The following is a 23,635-nucleotide window of genomic DNA, read 5'->3' on the forward strand; positions in this document are numbered from 1 at the left end:
TTAATCGCCCTCGGGCGAAATATCAGGCCGCCATTGGCGGAACTGCGCCAGCGGCATTGGGCGGCTAATCCAGTATCCCTGCAGGAAATTAACGCCGTGTTCGCGCAGCCAGGCGGCCTGTTCCGGCGTTTCCACCCCTTCGGCGACGGTCGACATATTCAGTCGTCTTGCCAGCGTCAGGACGGCATCCAGCACCGGCGACGTCACGGTCTCAGTGCCAATGGCATTAACAAAGCCGCGGTCGATCTTGAGGTAGTCCATGGTGAAATGCTCAAGATAAATCAGCGCGCTGTGGCCGGTGCCAAAATCATCAATGGCTATCTCAAACCCTTCGTTGTGTAGCCATTCAAAGAGGCTGTTGGCTTCCCGATGATTGAGCATGTCGCGCTCGGTAATTTCCAGCACGATCTGGAAGTAATCCTGCGGCAGTAGCGCTTTGAAGGTGCGCATATCGTCTTTGAAGCTTTCCGCATGCAGATGCCCCGGCGCAATGTTGATGCCCACCTTTGCTCCCGGAGGTAACAGGGTTTGTAACACGGGTGCATCGTGAATGATAAGGTCAAAGAGATGCAGCGTCAGCGGGACAATCAGCTTCTGCGCTTCGGCAAAGTTGATAAACGCGTCCGGCGGAATTTCCCCCATTGTCGGGTGTTTCCAGCGCATCAGCACTTCAAGCCCGGTCATCTGGAGCGATTTAGCATCGACGACGGGCTGATAAACCACATAAAACTGACCGCGCTTAATCGCGCTTAAAATCTCTTTACCCGGGTTGAGGCGAATGCTGAGGATATAGTAGTTGAGCGATCCGGCACAAATTCCGCATACCAGCCCGAAGAACAGGGCGTAGAGAATTTCATCGCTGGTCCAGGCGTCCGCATACAGGTTTATGGTCAGGGGAACGTCTTTCAGCGTCGCGGTACGGGCCGGTGTTTCATGTAGATCATGCGCAAGAACCAGCGTGCTGGAGCGCGTTGACAGCGCATGATCGCCAATAATGATGGCAATGCCGGCAAATTCGTCCTGGCGCGCGGTGTAGAGCAGGTAAGGCGTCAGATTGAGATTCACCGAGGTGAACACGCCGCCGTCCTTCACTAGCGGGTTACGGTACCAGATGGCAATCGCGGGCTTGTTGGGCAACATCGGGGTGCCTGGAAGCAATTCCATATCAATCTGTTTGTCGATGTGCAGCTCGGGGATCAGCTCCTCCATGGGGACATTCATCGGCCCCGTGGCAGAAGAGCAGAACGCCATTTTGTCTCTGACCAGCAGGAATGCGCGAACGTTAACGCTAAAGGCAGCGCGCGAGGTAAGTTCCTGATTGACGTCGTGGCAGTTGTTTAACGTGAGCGGCTGGAGCACATCGATAGAATTTTTTAACTCATCGAAGTAGCTCTCCATATAGATGCTCACATCGTGGATCAGGGTGTCGAATTTGACTTCCCGCTTGTGGTAGCTCCAGAAAAATTGCAACGAACCCAGGAGCAGGGCGGCGATCAGGCCTGTGATGATGCTGAGGATCAGTATTTTGCGATTGCTGGAGAAATAGCGGGTGAACATAGACGTCGTGATTCCTGAAATGCCGCTGGATGTATTCAGTGTAACGGGCAAAAAAAAACACTGCCGAAGCAGTGCTTTTTTTCATCATATCGCCAGCCAAGGGATAACCAACGATACGATAGTCATATTAACTGCGGGTCAGTACGCGGCGTGCTTCGTTGTAGCGCTTCTTCCAGTACGGTTCATTCATGCTGGAAATGGTCACACCGCTGCTGGTGGAGGCATGTACAAACTGGTCATTACCAATGTAGATGCCAACATGTCGACCTGTAGAACCGGCACGGAACAGGACTAAATCACCGGTGCGCAGTTTGGTTCGTGAAATCGACTTGCCCATCTCCTGCTGTTCATAGGTTGAACGCGGAAGATCTAACCCAAATTGCTCACGGAACGTACGCTGTACAAAACCGGAACAATCAATACCTGTTTTTGTGCTGCCGCCAAGACGATAGCGCACGCCTTTCCAGTCAGCATACTGGTCCATAATGCGAGACTTCACGTCCAGATTACGTACCATATTTTCAAATTCATCCTGAGAGGCTTGCAGTGACGAGGAATCTTCCATTCCCACAACACGCGTCTCAGGATGCATATTCTTTGCGGTGTTCGATGTACTACATGCAGACAACAGTACCGCGACTGCTATCGCCGGGATCCCCCGTAAGATATATCTCAGAAACGGTTGAGATTTGACCATTTTGTTTATTATCCCTTGAAGTCCTTAACGACAAATATCGTTATAAAAATGCCAAACGTGACGAGACTAATTATCTGTTCACATTGAGACAATTCTTTCTGGTCACATTTGTGGCACAGCGCACAAAATTATTCGCCAGTGAAATAATTATCTCTATGGGGCAAAACGAGTTCGAGATTAACCGATTGCCTGGGGTATTGCGAGAAAAAAAAGCCTTTTTTTTATAAGAAAATGTGATACAGAAAGTAAAAACATAGAATTGCTCAAAATAGCGACGGATCCGCTACGCCAGTATGCAATTGCTTCATTTTTATCATGAATATGATGACGAGAATATGACAGTGGGGAAAGATCGCGGCGAGAGCCCTATCAGGGATCATGTCGATCCCTGATAGCTCACGTTAATTTAGGTTAGTTATTTGTTTAATTGTTGTTGCGATCTGCCGGGAAGATAGCGATCGAACAGCGCTATTATCCTGTCGCTCAATGGGGTCATCAAACACCACGGCAGCGCAATCAGCGCAACGGAGAGCGAACCGACGGCAATATCGGTGAACCAGTGAGCGCCAATCATTACGCGCGGGAAGGCAAAAACCACAAAAATAATCAGGGCTATGGCAAAGGCTTTTCTGCCGAAATAGCGAAGCATAATTGCGGAAAAAATAAGCAGCATCATACCGTGATCGCCGGGGAAACTGTCCTTCGACGCATCTTTTGTTGGAATATGCAGCAGTTCGCTGACGCGATAAATATCGGTGAAGAATAGCGTTGGGCTTGAACGCTTAACCGGAATAATCGCGGTTGCCAGCTGGTTAATGACGACGGCAAACAGCAGCATTACCAGACCGATAATGAGAATACGCCGACGTCCGGCTTTATCCTCTTTCAGCCAGAAAGAGAGCATCAGGCAGCCCATGGCCAGCAGCGAGAAGCCGTCGAAGGCGCGGTTGTTGGTAATTGCCACCAGCCACAGGAACGCGTTGCTCTTCACCAGCTCCTGGTTGAAGAAGTGAAAAATGGCAGAATCCAGCGGGAACCAGAAACCATGATCCGCCGGGATATACCAGGAGAAGAAAAGCGCCAGACCGGCGACATTAAGCAGTAATATCAGGGGAAATCGAGTTGTCATAACGTTCTGCATAGAGTGAAAACTGGGGCAACGTTAGCCGCCCGAACTTAAACGAATCCTCAACAGGCTGGACTGGAGGGCATTCCAGTCGGCGTTAACCGCACTAATTAACTCTATTCGGCTGTCAGGCGGCGCCACATTTTGCGTTTCAATAAAGAAATCCTCGCCCTGACGGTTGATCCGCACCAGCCCGTCCGGCGTGCGCATGATCCCTTTCACGCGATCGACGGGAGCAAGTCGGGCCCACTCCAGGATCCCTATGGTGTCGAAAACGGTTTCAGCATCAAATATCCATCCGCAGGCCTGATATCCCTGGCCGCTGTTCAGGTTACGACGCCAGCGCTGATGTTCCGGCAGGCTGAGAGCAGCTAAACCCTGCTTAACCGGATGACTGTGCGAATGATCCGCGCTGGCAGGCAGCTCGGAGAGGTTCAGACGAGGAAGGTCAAGCAGGGCGCTATCAATATTCCCCTGGGTGGTCTGCACCCGCGTGCGGTTGCCGCCGAAATGTTGCCACCACGCGTCCAGCGCGGCCTGGCTTTCAGCCGTGGCGCGATCTGCTTTATTCGCGACAATAACGTCAGCTGAAGCGAGCTGATCGCGGAAGTTCTCATTGGCCACCGCTTTGTCATCCAGAAGCTGACGCGGATCGAGCAGGCACAGCGTTGCGCGCAGGTCGATCCACGGCTCGTAAACCGGGGCGGTCAGTAAATCGAGGATCTGCTTCGGATGGCCCAGCCCGGTGGGCTCAATCAGCAGGCGGTCGGGTTTGCCCTGACGCAGCAGCGTATTGAGCCCGACCTGCATCGGCAGGCCATTGACGCAGCACATGCACCCGCCGGGGATCTCTTTAATCATTGCGCCGCTGGATGACAGCAACGCGCCGTCAATGCCTACCTCGCCAAATTCATTGACCAGCACGGCCCATTTCTCGGCAGGATCTTTATTCGCCAGCAGGTGAAGAATTGAGGTGGTTTTACCGCTGCCGAGAAAACCGGTGATGAGATTGGTTTTGGTCACGTGCGCTCCAGATAAGAATGGTGATGCTATAACACTATTCTCTCTATCCTGGCGAAAAACGTGACCGGTGAGAAGGGGAAGGGCGAACGGAGATCTCATCCGTTCTCGTCAAGCGCAATAATCGTTAAATATTTAACGTTTCGATAACAGCCTGACGCGCGCCGTGGCGGGTGATGCGCTGGTATGCCTGGCTAACAGCCTCCACAAACGCGCTGTTTTGCGCGAGATCGTGACCAAAGACCTCGCTCAGCCCCAGCAGGGCGTTAACGCGCTCGGCGTCGCTGCTGGTATTGACCATCGTGCGAATTTTATCGCTGAGGGGATCGCGAACATCAATCGCGTTGCCGCGGTCGTCGGTACCGCTGACGTAGCGTATCCAGCCGGCCACGCCCAGGGCCAGCAGCGGCCACGGTGTTTTTCGCTCAAGATGAACGCGGATCCCGTCCAGCATTCTTTGCGGAAGCTTCTGGCTACCGTCCATCGCGATTTGCCAGGTCCGATGCTGGAGTGCCGGGTTGGCAAAGCGCTCCAGCAGGCTATCTGCGTAGGCGGTGAGGTCGACATCCTTAATGCGTAATGTGGGCGCCTGCTCGTCCAGCATCAGCCGACGGGCGGCTTCGCGGAACGCAGCGTCCTCCATGCATTCATTAATATGGGCATAGCCCGCGAGGTACCCCAGATACGCCAGGAAAGAGTGGCTGCCGTTGAGCATGCGCAATTTCATCTGCTCCCAGGGCAGAACATCCTGCACCATCTGAACGCCCGCGACCTCCCACTCCGGACGGCCGGCGACAAAATTATCTTCCACCACCCACTGAATAAACGGTTCACAGCTGATGGCGCACGGATCTTCAACGCCGAGCGCGTCGGTGATTTCCGCCAGTGAGGCGTCCGTCGCGGCGGGAACAATCCTGTCGACCATCGTCCCCGGGAAGCTTACGTGGCTATCAATCCATTCAGACAGCGCCGCGGAACGCTTTTGCGCCATGCCCAGCACCGCGTTTTTCACCACGTGCCCGTTATCAGGGATATTATCGCAGGAGAGCACGGTAAACGCAGGCAAGCCGCGCTCGCGGCGGCGGTGAAGCGCTTCGACCAGGATCCCGGGTGCGGAATGCGGCTCTGAGGGGTTTTCAAGATCGTGAATTATCCGGGCGTTGTGCAGATCGAGTTTCCCGGTCGCGGGATCGATGCAATAGCCTTTCTCCGTGATGGTGAGCGACACAATAGCGACCTGAGGCTCGCAAAATTTCTCAATAATGGCGGGCAGAGAGTCCAGCTTTGCGTTCAGGCATTCATGGACGGCACCGACGATAATCGCCTCATTGCCTTCTGCCCCTTTCTCCAGCACGGTGAACAGGTGATCCTGCGCGCGCAGCTGGCTCATCAGCACGTCGCCGCTGAAAAGGCTAATCTCACAAATACCCCAGTCGCCGCCTTTTTCATTCAGCACCCGATTTGTTAACAATGCCTGGTGCGCACGGTGAAACGCGCCAAAGCCAAAATGGACGATGCGGGAGCGCAGTTGCTGACGATCGTAGCGAGGCTGCTGAACCTGGGCTGGAAGGGCGGTGGAGGCAATTGTCTTCATGAGATACACACCTGATTAACCATTAATTAACAATGCCAGTGTAAAGTTATATGACAGCAAATAAAATTGGTGAGCCGTAAATATCCCCGTTCTGTGAGTTTGATCAATCAATGTGTGGCGGTATGTTGACCCTTGGCGGCAAACATGTATGGTAGTCGTCATTGCAGTAACGCATATTGGTATAACAACTTAAGAGGGTGAGGCAATGGAACAAACCTGGCGTTGGTACGGGCCGAACGATCCGGTTTCTCTTGATGATGTGCGCCAGGCTGGTGCAACGGGTGTCGTCACGGCGCTGCATCATATTCCAAACGGTCAGGTATGGCCGGTAGAGGAAATTCAACAGCGTCAGGCGCTGCTGGCGGAGAAGGGGTTAACCTGGTCTGTGGTGGAAAGCATCCCGGTTCACGAAGACATCAAAACCCATTCAGGGGAGTACCAGACCTGGATTGCTAACTATCAGCAGAGCATTCGCAACCTGGCGGCCTGCGGCATTGATACGGTTTGCTATAACTTCATGCCCATCCTCGACTGGACGCGTACCGACCTTGAATACCAGATGCCGGACGGCTCGAAAGCGCTGCGTTTCGACCAGATCGCCTTCGCGGCGTTTGAGCTGCACATTTTGAAACGCCCCGGCGCCGAAGCGGATTACACCGCGGAAGAGCAGCAGCAGGCGCTCGCGTGGTTTAACGCCGCCAGTGACGCTGACATCGAAAAGCTGACCCGTAATATCATTGCGGGCCTGCCGGGAGCTGAAGAGGGGTATACCCTGGATCAGTTCCGCGCGCGCCTGGCGGAATACGGCGATATTGATAAGCAGCAGCTGCGTGAAAACATGGCGTACTTCCTGCGCGCTATCGTGCCGGTTGCTGAAGAGGCAGGGGTACGCCTCGCCGTGCACCCGGACGATCCACCGCGTCCTATCCTCGGCCTGCCGCGCATTGTTTCCACTATTGAAGATATGCAGTGGCTGAAAGAGACGGTAAACAGCATCTATAACGGCTTTACCATGTGTACCGGCTCCTACGGCGTGCGTGCGGACAACGACCTGGTGCGGATGATTGAAACCTTCGGCGATCGCATTCATTTCACGCACTTGCGCGCGACCTGCCGTGAAGAAAACCCAAAAACCTTCCACGAGGCGGCGCACCTGGGCGGCGATGTGAATATGGTTGCGGTGGTAGACGCCATTCTGGCGGAAGAGGCGCGTCGCAAGCAGGCGGGCGATGTGCGTCCTATTCCGTTCCGTCCGGATCACGGCCACCAGATGCTGGACGATCTGCGTAAGAAAACCAACCCGGGCTATTCGGCGATTGGCCGTCTTAAAGGGATGGCGGAAGTGCGCGGCGTTGAGCTGGCGCTGAAGATGACGAAGTATCCGGAGCTTCTGTAAGCTCTGTTGCCCGGTGGCACTACGCTTACCGGGCTATAAAAAAACCGGCCTGAGAGCCGGTTTTTGTGTTTTGTCGGTCGGGTAAGGCGAAGCCGCCACCCGACAAACGCCGCAATCAGTCAGCGCGACCCATATAGCGTTTTTCTTCGATATGGATGCGGATTTTCTCGCCAGCGGAGAGGTATTCCGGCACCTGCACAACCAGGCCGGTGGTCAGGGTAGCTGGTTTGTTGCGGGCACTTGCGGATGCACCTTTGATACCTGGTGCGGTTTCAACGATTTCCAGATCGACGGTCTGAGGCAGCTCCAGCGCCAGCAGCACGCCGTCCCAGGTCAGAACCTGCATGTCAGGCATGCCGCCTTCAGGGATGAACAGCAGCTCTTCTTCAATCTGATCTTTGGTGAAGATGTACGGGGTGTAATCTTCTTTGTCCATGAACACGTATTCGTTGCCGTCGATGTAGGAGAAATCAACGTAGCGACGGGTCAGGGTCACGGTATCGACGATATCGTCACCTTTAAAGCGCTCTTCCACCTTCAGGCCGGTACGCACGTCGGCGAAACGCATTTTGTACAGCGTTGCTGCACCACGGGCGCTTGGTGCCTGAATGTCGATATCTTTCACAATCAGCAGTTTGCCGTTGTAATTCAGCACCATACCTTTCTTAATTTCGTTCGCTCTTGGCATTGCAGTAATCCTGTTTACGGGAGGTAAAAAATATCGCGCCAAATTACTCGCGCGCGGCCTTTCAGGCAAGAGGAATTCGTGGCTTTTGCTATCAATACGCAAAAGGTGTTACTGTGCGCGCGATGCCCGACTGCGCGGGCGATCGTCAGCGAAAGAGAGCATTTATGGATTGCCGTCCCGATTGTGGCGCGTGCTGTACTGCACCGTCCATTTCAAGCCCCATTCCAGGAATGCCGGAGGGCAAGCCTGCCAATACCCGCTGCGTTCAGCTCTCGGAAACGAACCTGTGCATGATCTTTGGCTCACCGCTGCGCCCGAAAGTCTGCTCCGGGCTTCAGCCCACTGCCGAAATGTGTGGCAGCACGCGAGGGCAGGCGATGACGTACCTTCTTGAGCTGGAAGCGCTCACCGCGCCCTAAACGTCTTTAATTCTCGCCAGACAGCCGATCGTCAGCGTACACATCACCAGCGCAATCCAAAATACCGTGTGATAGTTCCAGATTTCGGCAACGACACCGGCCATTGAGCCCGCGATAATCCAGCCCACGCGGGTGGTATTAGTATAAAGGGTGGTGGCAGAGCCTGCCTGACCCGGCATCAGATCCTGAAAATAGAGCATGCCTATCCCGGCGAGAATGCCAATATAGATGGCGTTCAGCAGCTGTAAAGCCAGCAACAGCCCCGGCGTATGTACCGTCAACATACCGACATAGAACAACAGACCGGCGACGGCGGCGATGCGCATTAAAAAACGCTTTCCGAAGCGCTTTGCGTAATAGCCCGCAATGAGCATCGTCGGGATCTCAAGCCCGGCCGCGGTGCCCATCATGATGCCCGCCAGCTTCTCCGACAGGTGCAGTTCATCAATAATAAACAGCGGCATATTGATGATATACAGGCTGTTGGTGCCCCACATCAGCGTACAGATAACAAACAGGAGCAGGGCATCGCGGCGGTTCCGGCGCGGCGCTTCCAGCACGCCCGTTGCCACTTTGGGCTCTTTGCGCATGGACGGCAGGAAGAACCACACCAGCGCTCCGCACACTACAAACGCGACGGCCGCGCTCAGGTACATCACCGTAAAGCCAAAACCCATCGCCAGCGCGTAGGCCAGCGGCGGGCCAATCACCCATGCCAGCGACACCTGAGCACGCAGGACAGAGCTGAACATCACCGCTTCACGTCCGGTATGGTCCGCGTGTTCGCGGGCAAGGGCGAACAGCTGAGGGTTCGCCGTTGAGCCAAAGCTGCTCAGGAATACTCCGACGAAGAGCAGAATGAAATAGTTGCGGTTCCAGGCGAACAGAACGCAGGCCATGACCCCCAGCAGACAGCAGAAAACGATCAGGCTTTTACGATCGCCTTTTCTGTCGGATCGTCCCGCCAGAAACTGGCTGACCAGGATGCCGATGATAGCGCTTCCGGTAAAAAAGAAGCCCACCATCGCCGGGCGGACGTGAACCTCATTTGTCAGGAATAAGCTCAATGTCGGCGTCTGTAACGCACCGGCAATGCCCGTGAAGAAGGCAACAACCAGGAACGCCGCGGAGGTCAAATCAAAGGGCTTCGGCGAGACGGCCGCAGGGGTGTTATGCATGTTTTATAATTAGCGAGTAGCAGAGAGGGCCGGAGTTTACGCCGTCAGCTAAAAAATAAACAGTGGGTGCGGTCAATGATGCCACGAAAAATCAAAATGGCATTTCAACTTACGTCCAACGCGGCTGACCTTAGCTGAAACTGTCTTGCTGAACTTCAGCAAAATTCAGCTGAACGAAGAAGAAATGTGCTGTATCTCTAAATTCTGATATCAGAAATACGAGTTTACTTGCAAGACATTGCAGAAAGCGCAAGACTTTTTGAAACGTTTCAGCGCTATCTTGTTTTAACAAACGGAGCAGGCTAGCGCATTTTTTCTCATTAAAGCTGAAACGATTCAAGTTCAGCAGGAGTGGAGAACCATGTTCCAGTTATCTGTTCAGGATATCCACCCGGGCGCTCAGGCCGGGGATAAAGAAGAGGCTATTCGCCAGGTTGCCGCTGCGCTTGTGCAGGCGGGTAACGTCGCGGACGGCTATGTCAACGGCATGCTGGCCCGCGAGCAGCAGACCTCAACCTTCCTCGGCAATGGCATTGCCATTCCGCACGGCACAACCGACACCCGCGATCAGGTGTTGAAAACCGGCGTTCAGGTTTATCAGTTCCCGCAGGGCGTGCTCTGGGGCGACGGTCAGGTGGCCTACGTGGCTATCGGTATCGCGGCCAGCAGCGATGAACACTTAGGCCTGCTGCGTCAGCTGACGCATGTCCTGAGCGATGACGACGTGGCTGAACAGCTTAAATCCGCCACCACAGCTGAAGAGCTGCGCGCCTTGCTGATGGGCGAAAAACAGAGCGAAGCGCTGAAGCTGGATAATGAAACGCTGACGCTGGACGTGGTTGCCTCCGATTTGGTGACGCTGCAGGCGCTGAACGCGGGTCGTCTGAAAGAAGCCGGCGCGGCGGATGCCACGTTTGTGACGCGCGTGATTAACGATAAGCCGTTGAATCTGGGTCAGGGTATCTGGCTGAACGACAGTGCTGAAGGCAACCTGCGCAGCGCTATCGCCGTGAGCCGCGCGGCCAATCCGTTTGACGTAGAAGGCGAGCGCGCGGCCATGCTGGTGACCGTGGCGATGAACGACGATCAGCCGGTTTCCGTGCTGAAGCGTCTGGGCGATCTGCTGCTGAACAACAAAGCTGAAAAACTGCTGAACGCTGATGCCTCCACCGTGCTGGCACTGCTGACCAGTGATGATGCGCCGACTGAAGACGTGCAGACCGCTGAGTTCGTGGTACGTAACGAGCACGGCCTGCATGCCCGTCCGGGCACCATGCTGGTGAATACCATTAAACAATTCGAGAGTGAGATCACCGTGGCGAATCTTGATGGTACGGGCAAACCGGCCAACGGCCGTAGTCTGATGAAAGTTGTCGCGCTGGGCGTGAAGAAAGGCCACCGTCTGCGTTTCACCGCGCAGGGTGCCGATGCTGAACAGGCGCTGAAAGCGATTGGCGATGCCATCGCGGCGGGTCTGGGGGAGGGCGCATAATGAGCAGACGTGTTGCGACTATTACGCTGAACCCGGCTTATGACCTGGTAGGATTTTGCCCGGAAATTGAGCGCGGCGAAGTCAACCTCGTGCGTACCACTGGCCTGCATGCTGCGGGTAAAGGGATTAACGTCGCGAAAGTGCTCAAGGATCTCGGTATCGACGTCACCGTGGGTGGATTCCTCGGTAAAGATAACCAGGATGGTTTCCAGCAGCTGTTCAGCGAGCTGGGCATTGCCAACCGTTTTCAGGTTGTTCAGGGCCGTACCCGCATCAACGTCAAGCTGACGGAGAAAGACGGTGAAGTGACCGATCTGAACTTCTCTGGCTTCGAAGTGACGCCGTCAGACTGGGAGCGTTTTGTTAACGACTCTCTGACCTGGCTTGGTCAGTTTGACATGGTCTGCGTCAGCGGCAGCCTGCCGTCCGGCGTCAGCCCGGAAGCGTTTACCGACTGGATGACGCGTCTGCGCAGCCAGTGCCCGTGCATCATTTTTGACAGCAGCCGCGACGCGCTGGTTGCCGGTCTGAAAGCCTCGCCGTGGCTGGTGAAGCCGAATCGCCGCGAGCTGGAGATCTGGGCGGGTCGTAAGCTGCCAGAATTAAAAGATGTGATTGACGCTGCCCATGCGCTGCGCGAGCAGGGTATCGCTCACGTGGTGATCTCTCTTGGTGCAGAAGGCGCGCTGTGGGTTAACGCGTCTGGCGAATGGATCGCCAAACCGCCGTCAATGGAAGTTGTCAGCACCGTTGGCGCAGGGGATTCCATGGTTGGCGGCCTGATTTATGGTCTGCTGATGCGTGAATCCAGTGAACATACTTTACGTCTTGCCACCGCCGTTGCTGCCCTGGCCGTAAGCCAGAGCAATGTCGGCATTACCGATCGTACCCAGTTAGCCGCGATGATGGCGCGCGTTGACTTAAAACCTTTTAACTAACAGCAGGAGAGGAATAATGAAAACGCTGCTGATCATTGACTCCGGTCTCGGACAGGCCCGCGCCTATATGGCGAAGACCTTGCTGGGCGCGGCGGCACAAAAAGCACATCTGGACATTATCGATAATCCAGGCGATGCAGAACTGGCCATTGTACTGGGCGACAAAATCCCGGCTGACAGTGCGCTGAACGGCAAAAAAGTGTGGCTGGGCGATATTAATCGCGCGGTTGCACATCCGGAATTGTTCCTGAGCGAAGCGAAAGGTCACGCGTCTGTCTACAGCGCGCCTGTCGCGACGGCACCGGCTGCGGCTGCGGGTCCGAAACGCATTGTTGCGGTGACGGCCTGCCCGACGGGCGTGGCTCACACCTTTATGGCAGCTGAAGCCATTGAAACCGAAGCGAAAAAACGCGGCTGGTGGGTAAAAGTTGAAACGCGTGGCTCCGTCGGTGCCGGCAACGCTATCACCCCTGAAGAAGTGGCTGAGGCCGATCTGGTGATCGTGGCGGCGGATATCGAAGTGGACCTGGCGAAATTTGCCGGTAAGCCCATGTACCGTACGTCTACCGGCCTGGCGCTGAAAAAGACCGCGCAGGAGTTTGATAAGGCGCTGGTGGAAGCGAAGCCGTATCAGGCAACCGGCGCGCGTCAAACCGCGACGGAAGGTAAGAAAGAGTCTGCAGGCGCCTATCGCCATCTGTTGACCGGTGTGTCTTACATGCTGCCGATGGTGGTTGCGGGCGGTCTGTGTATCGCTCTCTCGTTCGCATTTGGTATTACCGCGTTTAAAGAGCAAGGCACGCTGGCCGCTGCGTTAATGCAGATTGGCGGCGGATCCGCGTTCGCACTGATGGTCCCCGTTCTGGCCGGTTTTATTGCCTTCTCCATTGCTGACCGTCCTGGCCTGACGCCGGGCCTTATCGGCGGTATGCTGGCCGTGAGTACCGGTTCTGGCTTTATCGGCGGTATTATCGCGGGCTTCCTGGCCGGTTACGTCGCGAAGCTCATCAGCTCGAAGCTCAAGCTGCCTCAGAGTATGGAAGCGCTGAAACCGATTCTGATCATCCCGCTGATTTCCAGCCTGGTGGTCGGTCTGGCGATGATTTACCTGATTGGTAAGCCGGTTGCGGGCATCCTGGCGGGTCTGACCCACTGGCTGCAAACCATGGGTACCGCGAACGCGGTTCTGCTGGGCGCAATCCTCGGCGGCATGATGTGTACCGACATGGGTGGTCCGGTAAACAAAGCGGCGTACGCCTTTGGTGTTGGCCTGCTGAGTACCCAGACCTACGCACCAATGGCAGCCATCATGGCGGCAGGTATGGTGCCTCCTCTGGCGCTCGGCCTGGCGACGATTATTGCCCGTCGTAAGTTCGATAAAGCACAGCAGGAAGGCGGCAAAGCGGCGCTGGTTCTGGGCTTGTGCTTCATTACCGAAGGCGCGATTCCGTTCGCGGCTCGTGACCCAATGCGCGTTCTGCCGTGCTGTATCGCGGGTGGCGCGGTAACGGGTGCAATCTCCATGGCGATTGGCGCGAAGCTGATGGCACCACACGGCGGTCTGTTCGTGCTGCTGATCCCTGGCGCCATCACCCCGGTCCTGGGCTACCTGCTGGCCATCGTTGCCGGTACGCTGGTGGCGGGTCTCTCTTACGCGGTGCTGAAACGTCCGGAAGCGGAAGTTGTGGCGAAAGCAGCGTAAGCGATAAACAACAAAAAAAGCCGGGTTGCATTATGCACCCGGCTTTTTTTATGCCGCCTGTTCAGCGGTTTGCTGTGCCTTCAGCCAGGCAATCTCTTCTGCCCAGATGTCTGGATTAATTGTTTCCAGCACCATCGGAATACCGTCGAAGCGGGCGTCCTGCATAATGAAGCGGAACGCATCGTGGCCAATGTTGCCTTCGCCCAGGCTGTGGTGGCGGTCAACGCGGCTGCCGAACGCACTTTTCGCATCGTTCAGGTGCATGCCGCGCAGGTACTTAAAGCCCACTATGCGCTCGAACTCATCGAACGTGTTTTTCGTTGCCTCGGTGGTGCGCAGGTCATAGCCGGCGGCAAACGCGTGGCAGGTATCAATGCATACGCCAACGCGGGATTTATCCTCCACGCCGTCGATGATCGCCGCCAGATGTTCAAACCTAAAGCCGAGGTTGCTGCCCTGACCGGCGGTATTCTCAATCACCGCGGTGACGCCTTTGGTCTTGTCCAGCGTGATGTTGATGGACTCGGCAATGCGCGCCAGGCAGGCATCTTCATCGATTTGCATCAGATGGCTACCCGGATGGAAGTTCAGCAGCGTCAGCCCCAGCTGTTCGCAGCGCTGTACTTCATCAAGAAACGCCTCGCGGGATTTTTCCAGCGCCTCTTCAACCGGGTGACCGAGGTTGATCAGGTAGCTGTCGTGGGGAAGAATTTGGCCTGGCCCGTAGTGGTACTTCTCACAGGCGGCCTTGAAATCATCAATCACCTCAGCGGTGAGCGCTGCGGCGCGCCACTGGCGCTGGTTTTTGGTGAACAGGGCGAAAGCGGTCGCCTCGATTTCGGCGGCGCGAATGGCGGCATTCGCAAGGCCACCTGCAGCGCTGACGTGCGCTCCAACATATTTCATAAAAAAACTCCTGCTAACCCGAAACGCTTATGATAGCGGGTTAGCAGGAGAAGGACGAGATGGTTTATGCCATCAGGCTGTGCACCGCGAGGTTAATGGCTCCGCCGCCGACAATCAGCCAGATGAAGAGCACCAGCGCCATCAGCAGCGGTTTGGCACCGGCTTTTTTCAGCGCGCTGACGTGTGTGGTGACCCCCAGCGCCGCCATGGCCATCGCCAGCAGCACGGTATCCAGCGTCACCAGCATATCGACAACGGCTTTCGGCAGCAGGTGGAAGGAGTTAAAGATAGCAACCACGATGAACAGGATCGCAAACCACGGAATGGTGATTTTGCTTTTCTCGCTGCCGCCTGCCGGTGCCAGCTGCTTAACCCGCGCCGCGAGGAAAATCAGGAACGGTGCCAGCATCATTACGCGCAGCATTTTGGCAATCACCGCCGCGTTTTCAGCTTCCGGGTTAATGGCATGTCCTGCCGCCACCACCTGGGCCACTTCGTGCATGGTCGAACCGATATAGATGCCGTAGGTTTCCGGGCTAAACCAGTGCGCCACCAGCGGATACATAGCCGGGTAGAGGAAGATCGCCAGCGTACCGAAGATCACCACCGTCGCCACCGCCACGGTCACCTTGCTGGCTTCGGCTTTAACGACGGGCTCTGTTGCCAGCACCGCCGCGGCCCCACAGATACTGCTCCCGGCACCGATCAGCCAGCTGGTTTGCTTATCCAGGCCAAAGACTTTCTGGCCGATAAAGCAGGCCAGCAAAAAGGTGCTGGTCAGGGTCAGGACGTCGATGGCAATTCCGCTGACACCCACGTCCGCAATCTGCGAAAAGGTGAGACGGAAGCCGTAAAGGATGATCCCGAGACGCAGCAGGTGCTGTTTGGCAAAGATCACGCCGCCGTCGCAGGATTTCCAGATATGCGGGTAAACGGTATTTCCCACGACCATGCCCAGCAAAATGGCCAGCGTCAACGCGCTAAAACCCGCGCCTGCGATAGCCGGGATGCTGCCGCCCCATAATGCTACGGCGGTCACTGCTGCGCTAAGCGCGAGGCCCGGCACGAAGTGCCGCACTGTACGATGATGTTGTAAGGTGATTTCTGACATAACCTTCTCCTTTGTCTGGCTAAAGGTTACGGCGCTCTGGCTTAAAAATAAAATTGATTATATACTTATAATCAATCTATATAAGTGGTAAGCAACCATGCACATTACATTGCGTCAGCTGGAAGTGTTTGCCGAGGTGCTGAAAAGCGGCTCGACGACCCAGGCGTCACAAATGCTGGCGCTCTCGCAGTCTGCGGTCAGCGCGGCGTTGACCGATCTTGAAGGACAGCTGGGCGTTCAGCTTTTCGACCGGGTAGGGAAGCGTCTGGTAGTCAACGAGCACGGCCGTCTTCTTTATCCACGCGCGCTGGCGCTGCTGGAGCAGGCTATCGAAATCGAACAGCTGTTCCGCGAAGACAACGGCGCGATCCGCGTCTATGCCAGCAGCACCATTGGGAACTACATTCTGCCGGAAGTGATTGCCCGCTACCGCCGGGATTTCCCGACCCTGCCGCTGGAGATGAGCGTGGGCAATAGCCAGGACGTTATCAACGCGGTGATCGATTTCCGCGTGGATATCGGCCTCATCGAAGGACCTTGTCATAACGTCGATATCATTGCCGAGCCCTGGCTGGAAGATGAACTTGTGGTGTTTGCGTCTCCGGCCTCGTCGTTATTGCAGGGCGAGGTGACGCTGGAGCGCCTGGCGCAGGCGCAGTGGATCCTGCGCGAGCAGGGCTCCGGCACGCGTGAAATTGTCGATTATTTGCTGCTTTCCCATCTGCCGCATTTCCAGTTAGGGATGGAGCTGGGGAACTCTGAGGCCATCAAGCACGCGGTGCGTCATGGCCTGGGGATCAGCTGTCTTTCCCGGCGCGTCATTGCCGAACAGCTTGAGACGGGGTCGCTGGTTGAAATCCCGGTTCCATTGCCGAAGCTGGTGCGCACGCTATGGTGCATCCATCACCGTCAGAAACACCTTTCCAGCTCTCTGCAGCGTTTTCTGCGCTACTGCGCCATTTAACCTTCCCCGGTGGCACTTCGCTTACCGGGGCTACGCGCGCCTGTCACCCCACATTTTTATGCTTTACTTATAATCCTGGCCGAGTCATGAAGCTCTCTTATAACTGAGTATTTCTGCCGGAAGGAACGCGGATCGTCTGCTACAATCGCGCCTCATTTATTAAATGGACAGCATTTTCATATGGTTTCAGAAATTAAAACCACAGAAGCGCCCACGCTACGTCGTGAACTCAAGGCGCGTCACCTGACGATGATCGCCATTGGCGGCTCAATCGGTACAGGTCTTTTCGTTGCCTCTGGCGCAACGATTTCGGCAGCAGGCCCGGGTGGGGCACTCTTCTCTTATATCCTGATTGGCCTGATGGTGTACTTCCTGATGACCAGTCTCGGCGAACTGGCCGCGTACATGCCGGTATCCGGTTCGTTCTCGACCTACGGTCAAAAATACGTTGAAGAAGGCTTCGGCTTCGCGCTGGGCTGGAACTACTGGTACAACTGGGCGGTCACTATCGCCGTTGACCTTGTCGCCGCACAGCTGGTGATGAACTGGTGGTTCCCGGATACGCCGGGCTGGATCTGGAGCGCCCTGTTCCTGGCCGTCATCTTCCTGCTGAACTACATCTCCGTACGCGGTTTCGGCGAAGCGGAATACTGGTTCTCTTTGATTAAAGTGGCAACCGTCATCATCTTTATCGTCGTCGGTGTGGCGATGATCGTTGGTATTTTCAAAGGCGCTGAACCTGTGGGCTGGAGTAACTGGACGATAGGCGATGCGCCGTTTGCCGGTGGACTGTCGGCGATGATTGGCGTGGCGATGATTGTCGGCTTTTCCTTCCAGGGGACCGAGCTGATTGGTATCGCCGCCGGTGAGTCAGAGAACCCGGAGAAAAATATTCCGCGTGCGGTCCGTCAGGTATTCTGGCGTATCCTGCTGTTCTATGTGTTCGCGATCCTGATTATCAGCCTGATTATCCCGTACACCGATCCAAGCCTGCTGCGTAATGACGTAAAAGACATTAGCGTCAGTCCGTTCACGCTGGTCTTCCAGCATGCCGGCCTGCTTTCAGCCGCGGCAGTGATGAACGCCGTTATCCTGACCGCTGTGCTTTCAGCCGGTAACTCCGGGATGTACGCCTCTACCCGTATGCTCTACACGCTGGCATGCGACGGTAAAGCCCCGCGTATCTTCGCGAAGCTGTCCCGTGGCGGCGTGCCGCGTAACGCACTGTACGCTACGACGGTGATTGCCGGTCTGTGCTTCCTGACCTCCATGTTTGGCAACCAGACGGTGTACCTGTGGCTGCTTAACACGTCCGGGATGACGGGCTTTATTGCCTGGCTGGGGATTGCCATTAGCCACTACCGTTTCCGCCGCGGTTTCGTCAAGCAGGGTCACGATATTAACTCGCTGCCGTATCGCTCCGGCTTCTTCCCGCTGGGTCCTATTTTCGCCTTCATTCTGTGCCTGATCATTACGCTGGGACAGAACTATGAAGCGTTCCTGGCGGACACCATTGACTGGGGTGCCGTCACGGCGACCTACATTGGTATTCCGCTGTTCCTCGTCATCTGGTTTGGCTACAAGCTGACGAAAGGAACAAAATTCGTTCGCTACAGTGAAATGGAATTCCCGGAACGATTTAAACAATAACCGCACTTCCTCTCTTTTAACCCGCTCATTCGAGCGGGTTTTTTTATTCCCGCCTCCTGAAACAAAGATATATTTCTTAACAATTTAATTGATAATAATTATCGTTTGCTTTATCGTTATCAAAAATAAGCGTGTCACCGACCCACCGCAGATGTGGGCGGCAAGGAAGACGCTGTGAGCAATGATGATTTGATTTAGTTGTATTTACCTCATGGAGATATGGAATGTTTAGGTTGAATCCCTTCGTCAGGGGAGGACTTTGTGCGTCCGCAATGTCCCTGGCCCTGCCTGTTATCGCAGCGGAATCCGGCGACACAATGGTTGTAACGGCCTCCGCGACCGAGCAAAACCTGAAAGACGCACCGGCAAGCATCAGCGTGATTACCCAGGAAGATTTGCAGCGCAAACCCGTTCAGAATCTGAAAGATGTGTTACGGGAGGTGCCGGGCGTTCAGCTCACGAGCGAAGGGGACAACCGTAAAGGGGTAAGTATTCGTGGACTGGACAGCAGCTATACGCTGATCCTGATCGACGGCAAGCGCGTCAACTCGCGTAACGCGGTGTTCCGCCATAATGATTTCGACCTCAACTGGGTGCCGGTTGACGCCATCGAACGCATCGAAGTGGTGCGCGGGCCGATGTCTTCTCTGTACGGTTCCGATGCGCTGGGCGGGGTGGTGAACATTATCACCAAAAAAATCGGCCAGAAATGGACGGGCACCCTGAGCGCCGATTCCACAATTCAGGAACACCGCGACCGTGGAGACACGTACAACGGCCAGTTCTATACCAGCGGTCCGCTGGTGGACGGCCTGCTGGGGCTGAAAGCCTACGGTAGCCTCGCGAAGCGTGAGAAAGACGGTCAGCAGAAATCCTCTACCACGGCGAGCGGTGAAACGCCGCGCATTGAAGGCTTCACCAGCCGCGATGCGAATGTGGAATTCGCCTGGACACCGTCTGAAAATCACGACTTTACGGCGGGCTACGGCTTCGACCGTCAGGATCGTGACTCGGATTCCCTCGACAAAAACCGCCTTGAGCGTCAGAACTACTCTCTCAGCCACAACGGCCGTTGGGGCGTCGGCAACAGTGAGCTGAAGGTTTACGGCGAAAAGGTGGATAACAAAAATCCGGGCAACAGCAATCCTATCACCTCCGAGAGCAACGCGGTGGACGGAAAATACGTGCTGCCGCTGGGCGAAATCAACCAGCTGCTGACCTTCGGCGGCGAATGGCGTCACGATAAGCTGAAAGATCCGGTCAACCTGACGGGCGGTTCCAGCAGCAGTACCTCGACAAGCCAGTATGCCCTGTTCCTTGAGGACGAGTGGCGTCTCTTTGAACCTCTGGCGCTGACCACCGGCATCCGTATGGACGACCATGATACCTACGGCGATCACTGGAGCCCGCGAGCCTATCTGGTTTACAACGCGACCGATACCGTAACGGTGAAAGGGGGCTGGGCCACCGCGTTTAAAGCGCCTTCGCTGCTGCAGCTGAGCCCGGACTGGGTTACCGGCTCGTGTCGCGGTGCCTGTGAGATTGTCGGTAACCCGGATCTGAAACCTGAAACCAGCGAGAGCTTTGAATTTGGTCTGTACTACAGCGGGGAAGAGGGCTGGTTAGAGGGCGTGCAGGCCAGCGTCACCACCTTCCAGAATAACGTGGATGACCGCATCAGCATCAGCCGTACGGCCAATGCAAAACAGGCGCAGGGTTACCCTAACTACGTTGGCCTGAATGCGGACGGTGAACCGATTTTCCGCTACTACAACGTTAACAAGGCGCGCATCCGCGGTGTGGAAACCGAGGTGAAGTTCCCGGTTGCCGAAGACTGGAAGGTGACGCTGAACTACACCTACAACGACGGTCGCGATATCAGCAACGGCGGCAACAAGCCGCTGTCCGATCTGCCGTTCCATACCGCCAACGGTACCGTTGACTGGAAGGCAACGCAGGACTGGTCGTTCTACGTTCAGGGCAACTACACCGGTGAGAAACGCGCGCTGACCAGCAGTGCAGCAACGCCGGGTGGCTATGTCATCTGGAATACCGGTGCGGCATGGCAGGTAACGAAAGCCGTTAAGCTGCGCGCGGGCGTGCAGAACCTGCTGGATAAAGATCTGAGCCGTGACGATTACAGCTATACGGAAGATGGCCGTCGCTACTTTGTCGGCGTGGATTACAAGTTCTGATGCGGCCAGGGTAAAAGCAAAACGGCAACGTAAGTTGCCGTTTTTAGTGTTTGTTCCCTCTCCCTGTGGGAGAGGGCCAGGGTGAGGGCATCAGAGCGCACGTAGCCGCACTTACCCAAACAAATGCTCCGCATGGAAGCGGAGATGATCCTCAATAAAGGATGCGATGAAGTAATAGCTGTGGTCATACCCCGGCTGGATGCGCAGCGTCAGCGGCCAGTCCTTCTGGCGTGCCGCTTCTGCCAGCACCGCAGGCTGCAGCTGTCCGGCGAGGAACTGGTCCGCATCGCCCTGATCGATAAGCATCGGGATCGCATTTGCCGAGCTGCTGGCCAGCATCAGCGCACAGCTGTCCCATTCCTGCCAATTCGCTTCATCTTCACCCAGATAGTGCGCGAAGGCTTTCTGCCCCCACGGCACCTGCGTTGGGTTCACAATTGGCGCAAATGCCGACACGCTGACGTATTTTCCCGGATTTTTTAGCGCCATGATTAGCGCCCCGTGTCCGCCCATGGAGTGTCCGCTGATGGCGCAGCGGTCGCTTACCGCAAACCCGGACTGAATCAGCGCGGGCAGCTCGTCGCGAATGTAGTCATACATGCGGTAGTGGCGCGCCCAGGGCTGCTCGGTCGCATTCAGATAAAACCCGGCGCCTTTGCCCAGGTCGTATCCTGCATCGTCGGCCACATCATCGCCACGCGGGCTAGTATCAGGCATCACCAGCGCAATACCCAGCTCGGCGGCAACACGCTGCGCGCCCGCTTTGGTGGTGAAGTTTTCGTCGTTGCAGGTCAGGCCTGAAAGCCAGAACAGAACCGGCGGATTTTCCGTCGGCGGCAGGAAAATGCTGAACGTCATCGCACAGTTCAGGACGGTGGAGTCATGCCGCCAGCGCTGCTGTCGACCTTCAAAACAACGGTGCTCTTCGAGCAGTTCCATGCAGGGCTCCTTAATGAGAATGCGTATTCATAAAAACCATAATACAGCCTTTTCATTGACCTGTGAGTAACTTTCACTTTCGCCAGACGGCGAGATGCTGCATCATAAATTTACTTTTCTTTAACAATTGGAGCGGTCATGGCGCTGCGTATTGCGCTCAGTGGGTTTGTCGTTCTGGTGGTGGCAATGGGGATAGGGCGCTTTGCCTTTACGCCTCAGGTGCCGCTCATGATTGCTGCCGGGCAGCTTACGCTGACCAGCGCGGGTCTGGTCGCGGCGATGAATTATCTGGGCTATCTGGTGGGCGCATGGGATGCAATGCGCGCGCACCGCTTTGTGGAAACGCGCCTCTGGCTTGGCATCACCGGTGCGGTTGCGCTGACGCTGCTCTCCGCGGCGGCGGATAACGCCGTCGTGCACGGCCTGCTGCGCTTCGTGATTGGCTGCATGAGCGGCTGGTCGATGGTGCTCATTGCCGCCTGGACCAACGAACGGCTGGGGCAGCTGGGTAAACCGGGCCTGAGCGCCGCCGTGTTTGCCGGGCCGGGGGCGGGCATTGCCCTGAGCGGGCTGCTCGCCGTTTATATCCAGGCGAAATCTCTTTCGGCCGGTGCGGCATGGCAAATCTACGGCGTGCTGGCACTGGTGCTAATTGTGCTGGTGGCGCGCTACCTGCCGCGATCCGGGCAGCTTCATCGACCCGGCACCGCGCCGGAGCCGCTGGTGCTGACGGCGGATTTAAAGCGCCTGGTCTGGAGCTACAGCTTGGCCGGGTTTGGCTATATCCTCCCGGCGACATTCCTGTCGCAAATGGCGGCGGTGCGTTTTCCCGGCAGCCTGTTTGCCCAGTTTGTCTGGCCGATTTTTGGCATCGCCGCCGTGGTGGGCATTGCGCTCAGTATTCTTTTACGCCACACCTCAACGGCTAACCGCAGGCTGGCTATCGTGCTGTGGTTACAGGGAACTGGCGTGCTGGCGGCCTGGCTGCTGCCGGGGATTGGCGGTTTGCTGACGGGCGGGCTGCTGGTGGGTGGCGGTTTCCTGTGTGCCGTGCAGCTCTCTCTTTTATACGGTCGCGAGCTGGCGCCAAACCACACGCGCTATATGGCCGGCCTGCTCACCACCGGGTATGCGATTGGTCAGTTGATTGGCCCGATGACCTCGGCATTATCAACCTGGCTTACCCACCGGCTGGAGCCCGCGCTGGGGCTGGCGGGCGTTGCGCTGTTCGTCGGGGGAGTCCTGGTCTGGAATCGTCACGCTGAAAGGCAACAGCAATTGCAATAATTATCGTCGTGAATACTGGATTATGTGCGCCGCCTCACGCACAATGAGCGCATACTTTTGCCACAACGAGGGCAAAAGACGCCACACCTGCAGGAGAACAAAATGTCATCACTCAGTAAAGAAGCTGCCCTGGTCCACGAAGCCCTGGTTGCGCGCGGTCTTGAAACGCCACTGCGTCCGCCCGTACAGGATTTGGACAATGAAACCCGCAAGCGTCTGATTGCCGGTCATATGACCGATATCATGGAGCTGCTGAATCTCGATCTGAGTGACGACAGTCTGATGGAGACGCCGCACCGCATCGCGAAAATGTACGTCGACGAAATTTTCTCCGGGCTGGATTACGCCAACTTCCCGAAAATCACCGTCATTGAAAACAAGATGAAAGTGGATGAGATGGTGACGGTACGCGATATCACGCTGACCAGCACCTGCGAACACCATTTTGTGACCATCGACGGTAAAGCGACCGTGGCGTATATCCCAAAAGATACGGTGATTGGCCTGTCGAAGATCAACCGCATTGTGCAGTTCTTTGCCCAGCGTCCGCAGGTGCAGGAGCGTCTGACGCAGCAGATCCTGACCGCGCTGCAAACGCTGCTGGGCACGAATAACGTGGCCGTCTCTATCGACGCGGTTCACTACTGCGTGAAGGCGCGCGGCGTGCGTGATGCGACCAGTGCAACGACCACCACGTCGCTGGGCGGCCTGTTCAAATCGAGCCAGAATACCCGCCAGGAGTTCCTGCGCGCCGTGCGTCACCACAACTAAGTCTT

At 56.1% G+C, this 23,635-nt stretch carries 20 protein-coding genes; 10 read left to right on the top strand and 10 right to left on the bottom strand.

Translation table 11 applies throughout. From position 1 onward, the window contains the following. From BJ885_RS11030 to BJ885_RS11050, 5 genes are all read right to left on the bottom strand, one after another. Positions 1 to 1,557: a cyclic di-GMP phosphodiesterase gene (locus BJ885_RS11030; protein ID WP_121931930.1), complete on the bottom strand. Its 1,557-nt coding sequence runs from the start codon at positions 1,555 to 1,557 to the stop codon at positions 1 to 3. A gap of 127 nt (positions 1,558 to 1,684) precedes the next feature. Continuing rightward, positions 1,685 to 2,254, bottom strand: coding sequence for a bifunctional murein DD-endopeptidase/murein LD-carboxypeptidase (gene mepS, locus BJ885_RS11035; protein WP_008500946.1), 570 nt, complete (start codon positions 2,252 to 2,254; stop codon positions 1,685 to 1,687). 415 nt (positions 2,255 to 2,669) lie between these two features. After that, entirely contained in the window at positions 2,670 to 3,383 is a 714-nt protein-coding gene (locus tag BJ885_RS11040) for a phosphatase PAP2 family protein (RefSeq protein ID WP_183128624.1), read from the bottom strand. 33 nt (positions 3,384 to 3,416) lie between these two features. Next, on the bottom strand, positions 3,417 to 4,403 hold the full coding sequence (locus BJ885_RS11045) for a GTP-binding protein (RefSeq protein WP_121931932.1): 987 nt from the start codon (positions 4,401 to 4,403) through the stop codon (positions 3,417 to 3,419). 124 nt (positions 4,404 to 4,527) lie between these two features. Further along, positions 4,528 to 5,994, bottom strand: a complete 1,467-nt coding sequence (locus BJ885_RS11050) for a mannitol dehydrogenase family protein (protein WP_121931933.1) — start codon at positions 5,992 to 5,994, stop codon at positions 4,528 to 4,530. 205 nt (positions 5,995 to 6,199) lie between these two features. Here BJ885_RS11050 and uxuA point away from each other — a divergent pair, with 205 nt between their 5' ends. Then, the gene (gene uxuA / locus BJ885_RS11055) at positions 6,200 to 7,390 is read left to right on the top strand and encodes a mannonate dehydratase (RefSeq protein WP_045888643.1); all 1,191 of its coding nucleotides are present in this window, start codon (positions 6,200 to 6,202) and stop codon (positions 7,388 to 7,390) included. Between the two features lie 115 nt (positions 7,391 to 7,505). Here the strand turns inward: uxuA and yeiP are convergent, their stop codons facing one another. Further along, positions 7,506 to 8,078 (bottom strand): elongation factor P-like protein YeiP, encoded by a 573-nt coding sequence (gene yeiP / locus BJ885_RS11060; RefSeq protein WP_008500940.1) that lies wholly within the window; start codon positions 8,076 to 8,078, stop codon positions 7,506 to 7,508. 164 nt (positions 8,079 to 8,242) lie between these two features. On the opposite strand from yeiP, the gene BJ885_RS11065 reads away from it, so the two are divergent. Beyond that, the gene (locus BJ885_RS11065) at positions 8,243 to 8,497 is read left to right on the top strand and encodes a YkgJ family cysteine cluster protein (RefSeq protein ID WP_023312483.1); all 255 of its coding nucleotides are present in this window, start codon (positions 8,243 to 8,245) and stop codon (positions 8,495 to 8,497) included. On the opposite strand, the gene setB is transcribed toward BJ885_RS11065, so the two are convergent. After that, complete coding sequence (setB, locus tag BJ885_RS11070) at positions 8,494 to 9,675, bottom strand: sugar efflux transporter SetB (protein WP_059347051.1); 1,182 nt, start codon at positions 9,673 to 9,675, stop codon at positions 8,494 to 8,496. The two genes, BJ885_RS11065 and setB, sit on opposite strands and share 4 nt — an antisense overlap. Before the next feature lie 361 nt (positions 9,676 to 10,036). Between setB and fruB the strand changes: the two genes are divergently transcribed. The 3 genes from fruB to fruA are packed head-to-tail and all read left to right on the top strand — an operon-like array spanning position 10,037 to position 13,807. After that, the gene (fruB, locus tag BJ885_RS11075) at positions 10,037 to 11,167 is read left to right on the top strand and encodes a fused PTS fructose transporter subunit IIA/HPr protein (RefSeq protein ID WP_059347050.1); all 1,131 of its coding nucleotides are present in this window, start codon (positions 10,037 to 10,039) and stop codon (positions 11,165 to 11,167) included. Further along, positions 11,167 to 12,105, top strand: coding sequence for a 1-phosphofructokinase (gene fruK, locus BJ885_RS11080; RefSeq protein ID WP_008500936.1), 939 nt, complete (start codon positions 11,167 to 11,169; stop codon positions 12,103 to 12,105). The genes fruB and fruK overlap by 1 nt, the downstream gene beginning before the upstream one ends. Positions 12,106 to 12,121: 16 nt before the next feature. Continuing rightward, positions 12,122 to 13,807, top strand: coding sequence for a PTS fructose transporter subunit IIBC (gene fruA / locus BJ885_RS11085; RefSeq protein ID WP_029740970.1), 1,686 nt, complete (start codon positions 12,122 to 12,124; stop codon positions 13,805 to 13,807). A 48-nt stretch (positions 13,808 to 13,855) separates the two neighbouring features. Here the strand turns inward: fruA and nfo are convergent, their stop codons facing one another. Next, complete coding sequence (nfo, locus tag BJ885_RS11090; RefSeq protein ID WP_024908173.1) at positions 13,856 to 14,713, bottom strand: deoxyribonuclease IV; 858 nt, start codon at positions 14,711 to 14,713, stop codon at positions 13,856 to 13,858. A 64-nt stretch (positions 14,714 to 14,777) separates the two neighbouring features. Then, a complete protein-coding gene (locus tag BJ885_RS11095) occupies positions 14,778 to 15,824 on the bottom strand; it encodes a YeiH family protein (protein WP_121931934.1) in 1,047 nt (348 codons plus the stop codon). Between the two features lie 97 nt (positions 15,825 to 15,921). On the opposite strand from BJ885_RS11095, the gene yieE reads away from it, so the two are divergent. The 3 genes from yieE (at position 15,922) to cirA (ending at position 20,633) form a co-directional block, all read left to right on the top strand. Further along, positions 15,922 to 16,788: a DNA-binding transcriptional regulator YeiE gene (yieE, locus tag BJ885_RS11100; RefSeq protein WP_023312476.1), complete on the top strand. Its 867-nt coding sequence runs from the start codon at positions 15,922 to 15,924 to the stop codon at positions 16,786 to 16,788. Between the two features lie 180 nt (positions 16,789 to 16,968). Beyond that, entirely contained in the window at positions 16,969 to 18,438 is a 1,470-nt protein-coding gene (locus BJ885_RS11105; protein ID WP_029740408.1) for an amino acid permease, read from the top strand. Between the two features lie 224 nt (positions 18,439 to 18,662). After that, positions 18,663 to 20,633 (top strand): catecholate siderophore receptor CirA, encoded by a 1,971-nt coding sequence (cirA, locus tag BJ885_RS11110; protein ID WP_121931935.1) that lies wholly within the window; start codon positions 18,663 to 18,665, stop codon positions 20,631 to 20,633. Positions 20,634 to 20,744: 111 nt separating this feature from the next. On the opposite strand, the gene fghA is transcribed toward cirA, so the two are convergent. Next, on the bottom strand, positions 20,745 to 21,572 hold the full coding sequence (gene fghA, locus BJ885_RS11115) for an S-formylglutathione hydrolase (protein ID WP_121931936.1): 828 nt from the start codon (positions 21,570 to 21,572) through the stop codon (positions 20,745 to 20,747). Between the two features lie 138 nt (positions 21,573 to 21,710). Between fghA and BJ885_RS11120 the strand changes: the two genes are divergently transcribed. Both BJ885_RS11120 and folE read left to right on the top strand, forming a co-directional pair. Further along, positions 21,711 to 22,859 carry a YbfB/YjiJ family MFS transporter gene (locus tag BJ885_RS11120; RefSeq protein WP_121931937.1) on the top strand — a complete coding sequence of 383 codons (1,149 nt, stop codon included), beginning with the start codon at positions 21,711 to 21,713 and terminating at the stop codon, positions 22,857 to 22,859. Between the two features lie 102 nt (positions 22,860 to 22,961). Beyond that, complete coding sequence (gene folE / locus BJ885_RS11125) at positions 22,962 to 23,630, top strand: GTP cyclohydrolase I FolE (RefSeq protein ID WP_008500927.1); 669 nt, start codon at positions 22,962 to 22,964, stop codon at positions 23,628 to 23,630. The last annotated feature ends 5 nt before the right edge of the window (positions 23,631 to 23,635 follow it).

The organism is Enterobacter sp. WP_7_1, from assembly GCF_003688535.1.
GTDB classification, from domain to species: domain Bacteria; phylum Pseudomonadota; class Gammaproteobacteria; order Enterobacterales; family Enterobacteriaceae; genus Enterobacter; species Enterobacter asburiae.

Bases quoted from the DNA above. Each gene is read 5' to 3' on its own strand.
- fruB (WP_059347050.1), top strand. From the start codon at position 10,037: ATGTTCCAGTTATCTGTTCAGGATATCCACCCGGGCGCTCAGGCCGGG.
- BJ885_RS11030 (WP_121931930.1), bottom strand. From the start codon at position 1,557: ATGTTCACCCGCTATTTCTCCAGCAATCGCAAAATACTGATCCTCAGC.
- nfo (WP_024908173.1), bottom strand. From the start codon at position 14,713: ATGAAATATGTTGGAGCGCACGTCAGCGCTGCAGGTGGCCTTGCGAAT.
- BJ885_RS11050 (WP_121931933.1), bottom strand. From the start codon at position 5,994: ATGAAGACAATTGCCTCCACCGCCCTTCCAGCCCAGGTTCAGCAGCCT.
- fghA (WP_121931936.1), bottom strand. From the start codon at position 21,572: ATGGAACTGCTCGAAGAGCACCGTTGTTTTGAAGGTCGACAGCAGCGC.
- cirA (WP_121931935.1), top strand. From the start codon at position 18,663: ATGTTTAGGTTGAATCCCTTCGTCAGGGGAGGACTTTGTGCGTCCGCA.
- yeiP (WP_008500940.1), bottom strand. From the start codon at position 8,078: ATGCCAAGAGCGAACGAAATTAAGAAAGGTATGGTGCTGAATTACAAC.
- BJ885_RS11120 (WP_121931937.1), top strand. From the start codon at position 21,711: ATGGCGCTGCGTATTGCGCTCAGTGGGTTTGTCGTTCTGGTGGTGGCA.
- fruA (WP_029740970.1), top strand. From the start codon at position 12,122: ATGAAAACGCTGCTGATCATTGACTCCGGTCTCGGACAGGCCCGCGCC.
- mepS (WP_008500946.1), bottom strand. From the start codon at position 2,254: ATGGTCAAATCTCAACCGTTTCTGAGATATATCTTACGGGGGATCCCG.
- BJ885_RS11065 (WP_023312483.1), top strand. From the start codon at position 8,243: ATGGATTGCCGTCCCGATTGTGGCGCGTGCTGTACTGCACCGTCCATT.
- BJ885_RS11095 (WP_121931934.1), bottom strand. From the start codon at position 15,824: ATGTCAGAAATCACCTTACAACATCATCGTACAGTGCGGCACTTCGTG.
- BJ885_RS11040 (WP_183128624.1), bottom strand. From the start codon at position 3,383: ATGACAACTCGATTTCCCCTGATATTACTGCTTAATGTCGCCGGTCTG.
- setB (WP_059347051.1), bottom strand. From the start codon at position 9,675: ATGCATAACACCCCTGCGGCCGTCTCGCCGAAGCCCTTTGATTTGACC.
- uxuA (WP_045888643.1), top strand. From the start codon at position 6,200: ATGGAACAAACCTGGCGTTGGTACGGGCCGAACGATCCGGTTTCTCTT.
- fruK (WP_008500936.1), top strand. From the start codon at position 11,167: ATGAGCAGACGTGTTGCGACTATTACGCTGAACCCGGCTTATGACCTG.
- yieE (WP_023312476.1), top strand. From the start codon at position 15,922: ATGCACATTACATTGCGTCAGCTGGAAGTGTTTGCCGAGGTGCTGAAA.
- folE (WP_008500927.1), top strand. From the start codon at position 22,962: ATGTCATCACTCAGTAAAGAAGCTGCCCTGGTCCACGAAGCCCTGGTT.
- BJ885_RS11105 (WP_029740408.1), top strand. From the start codon at position 16,969: ATGGTTTCAGAAATTAAAACCACAGAAGCGCCCACGCTACGTCGTGAA.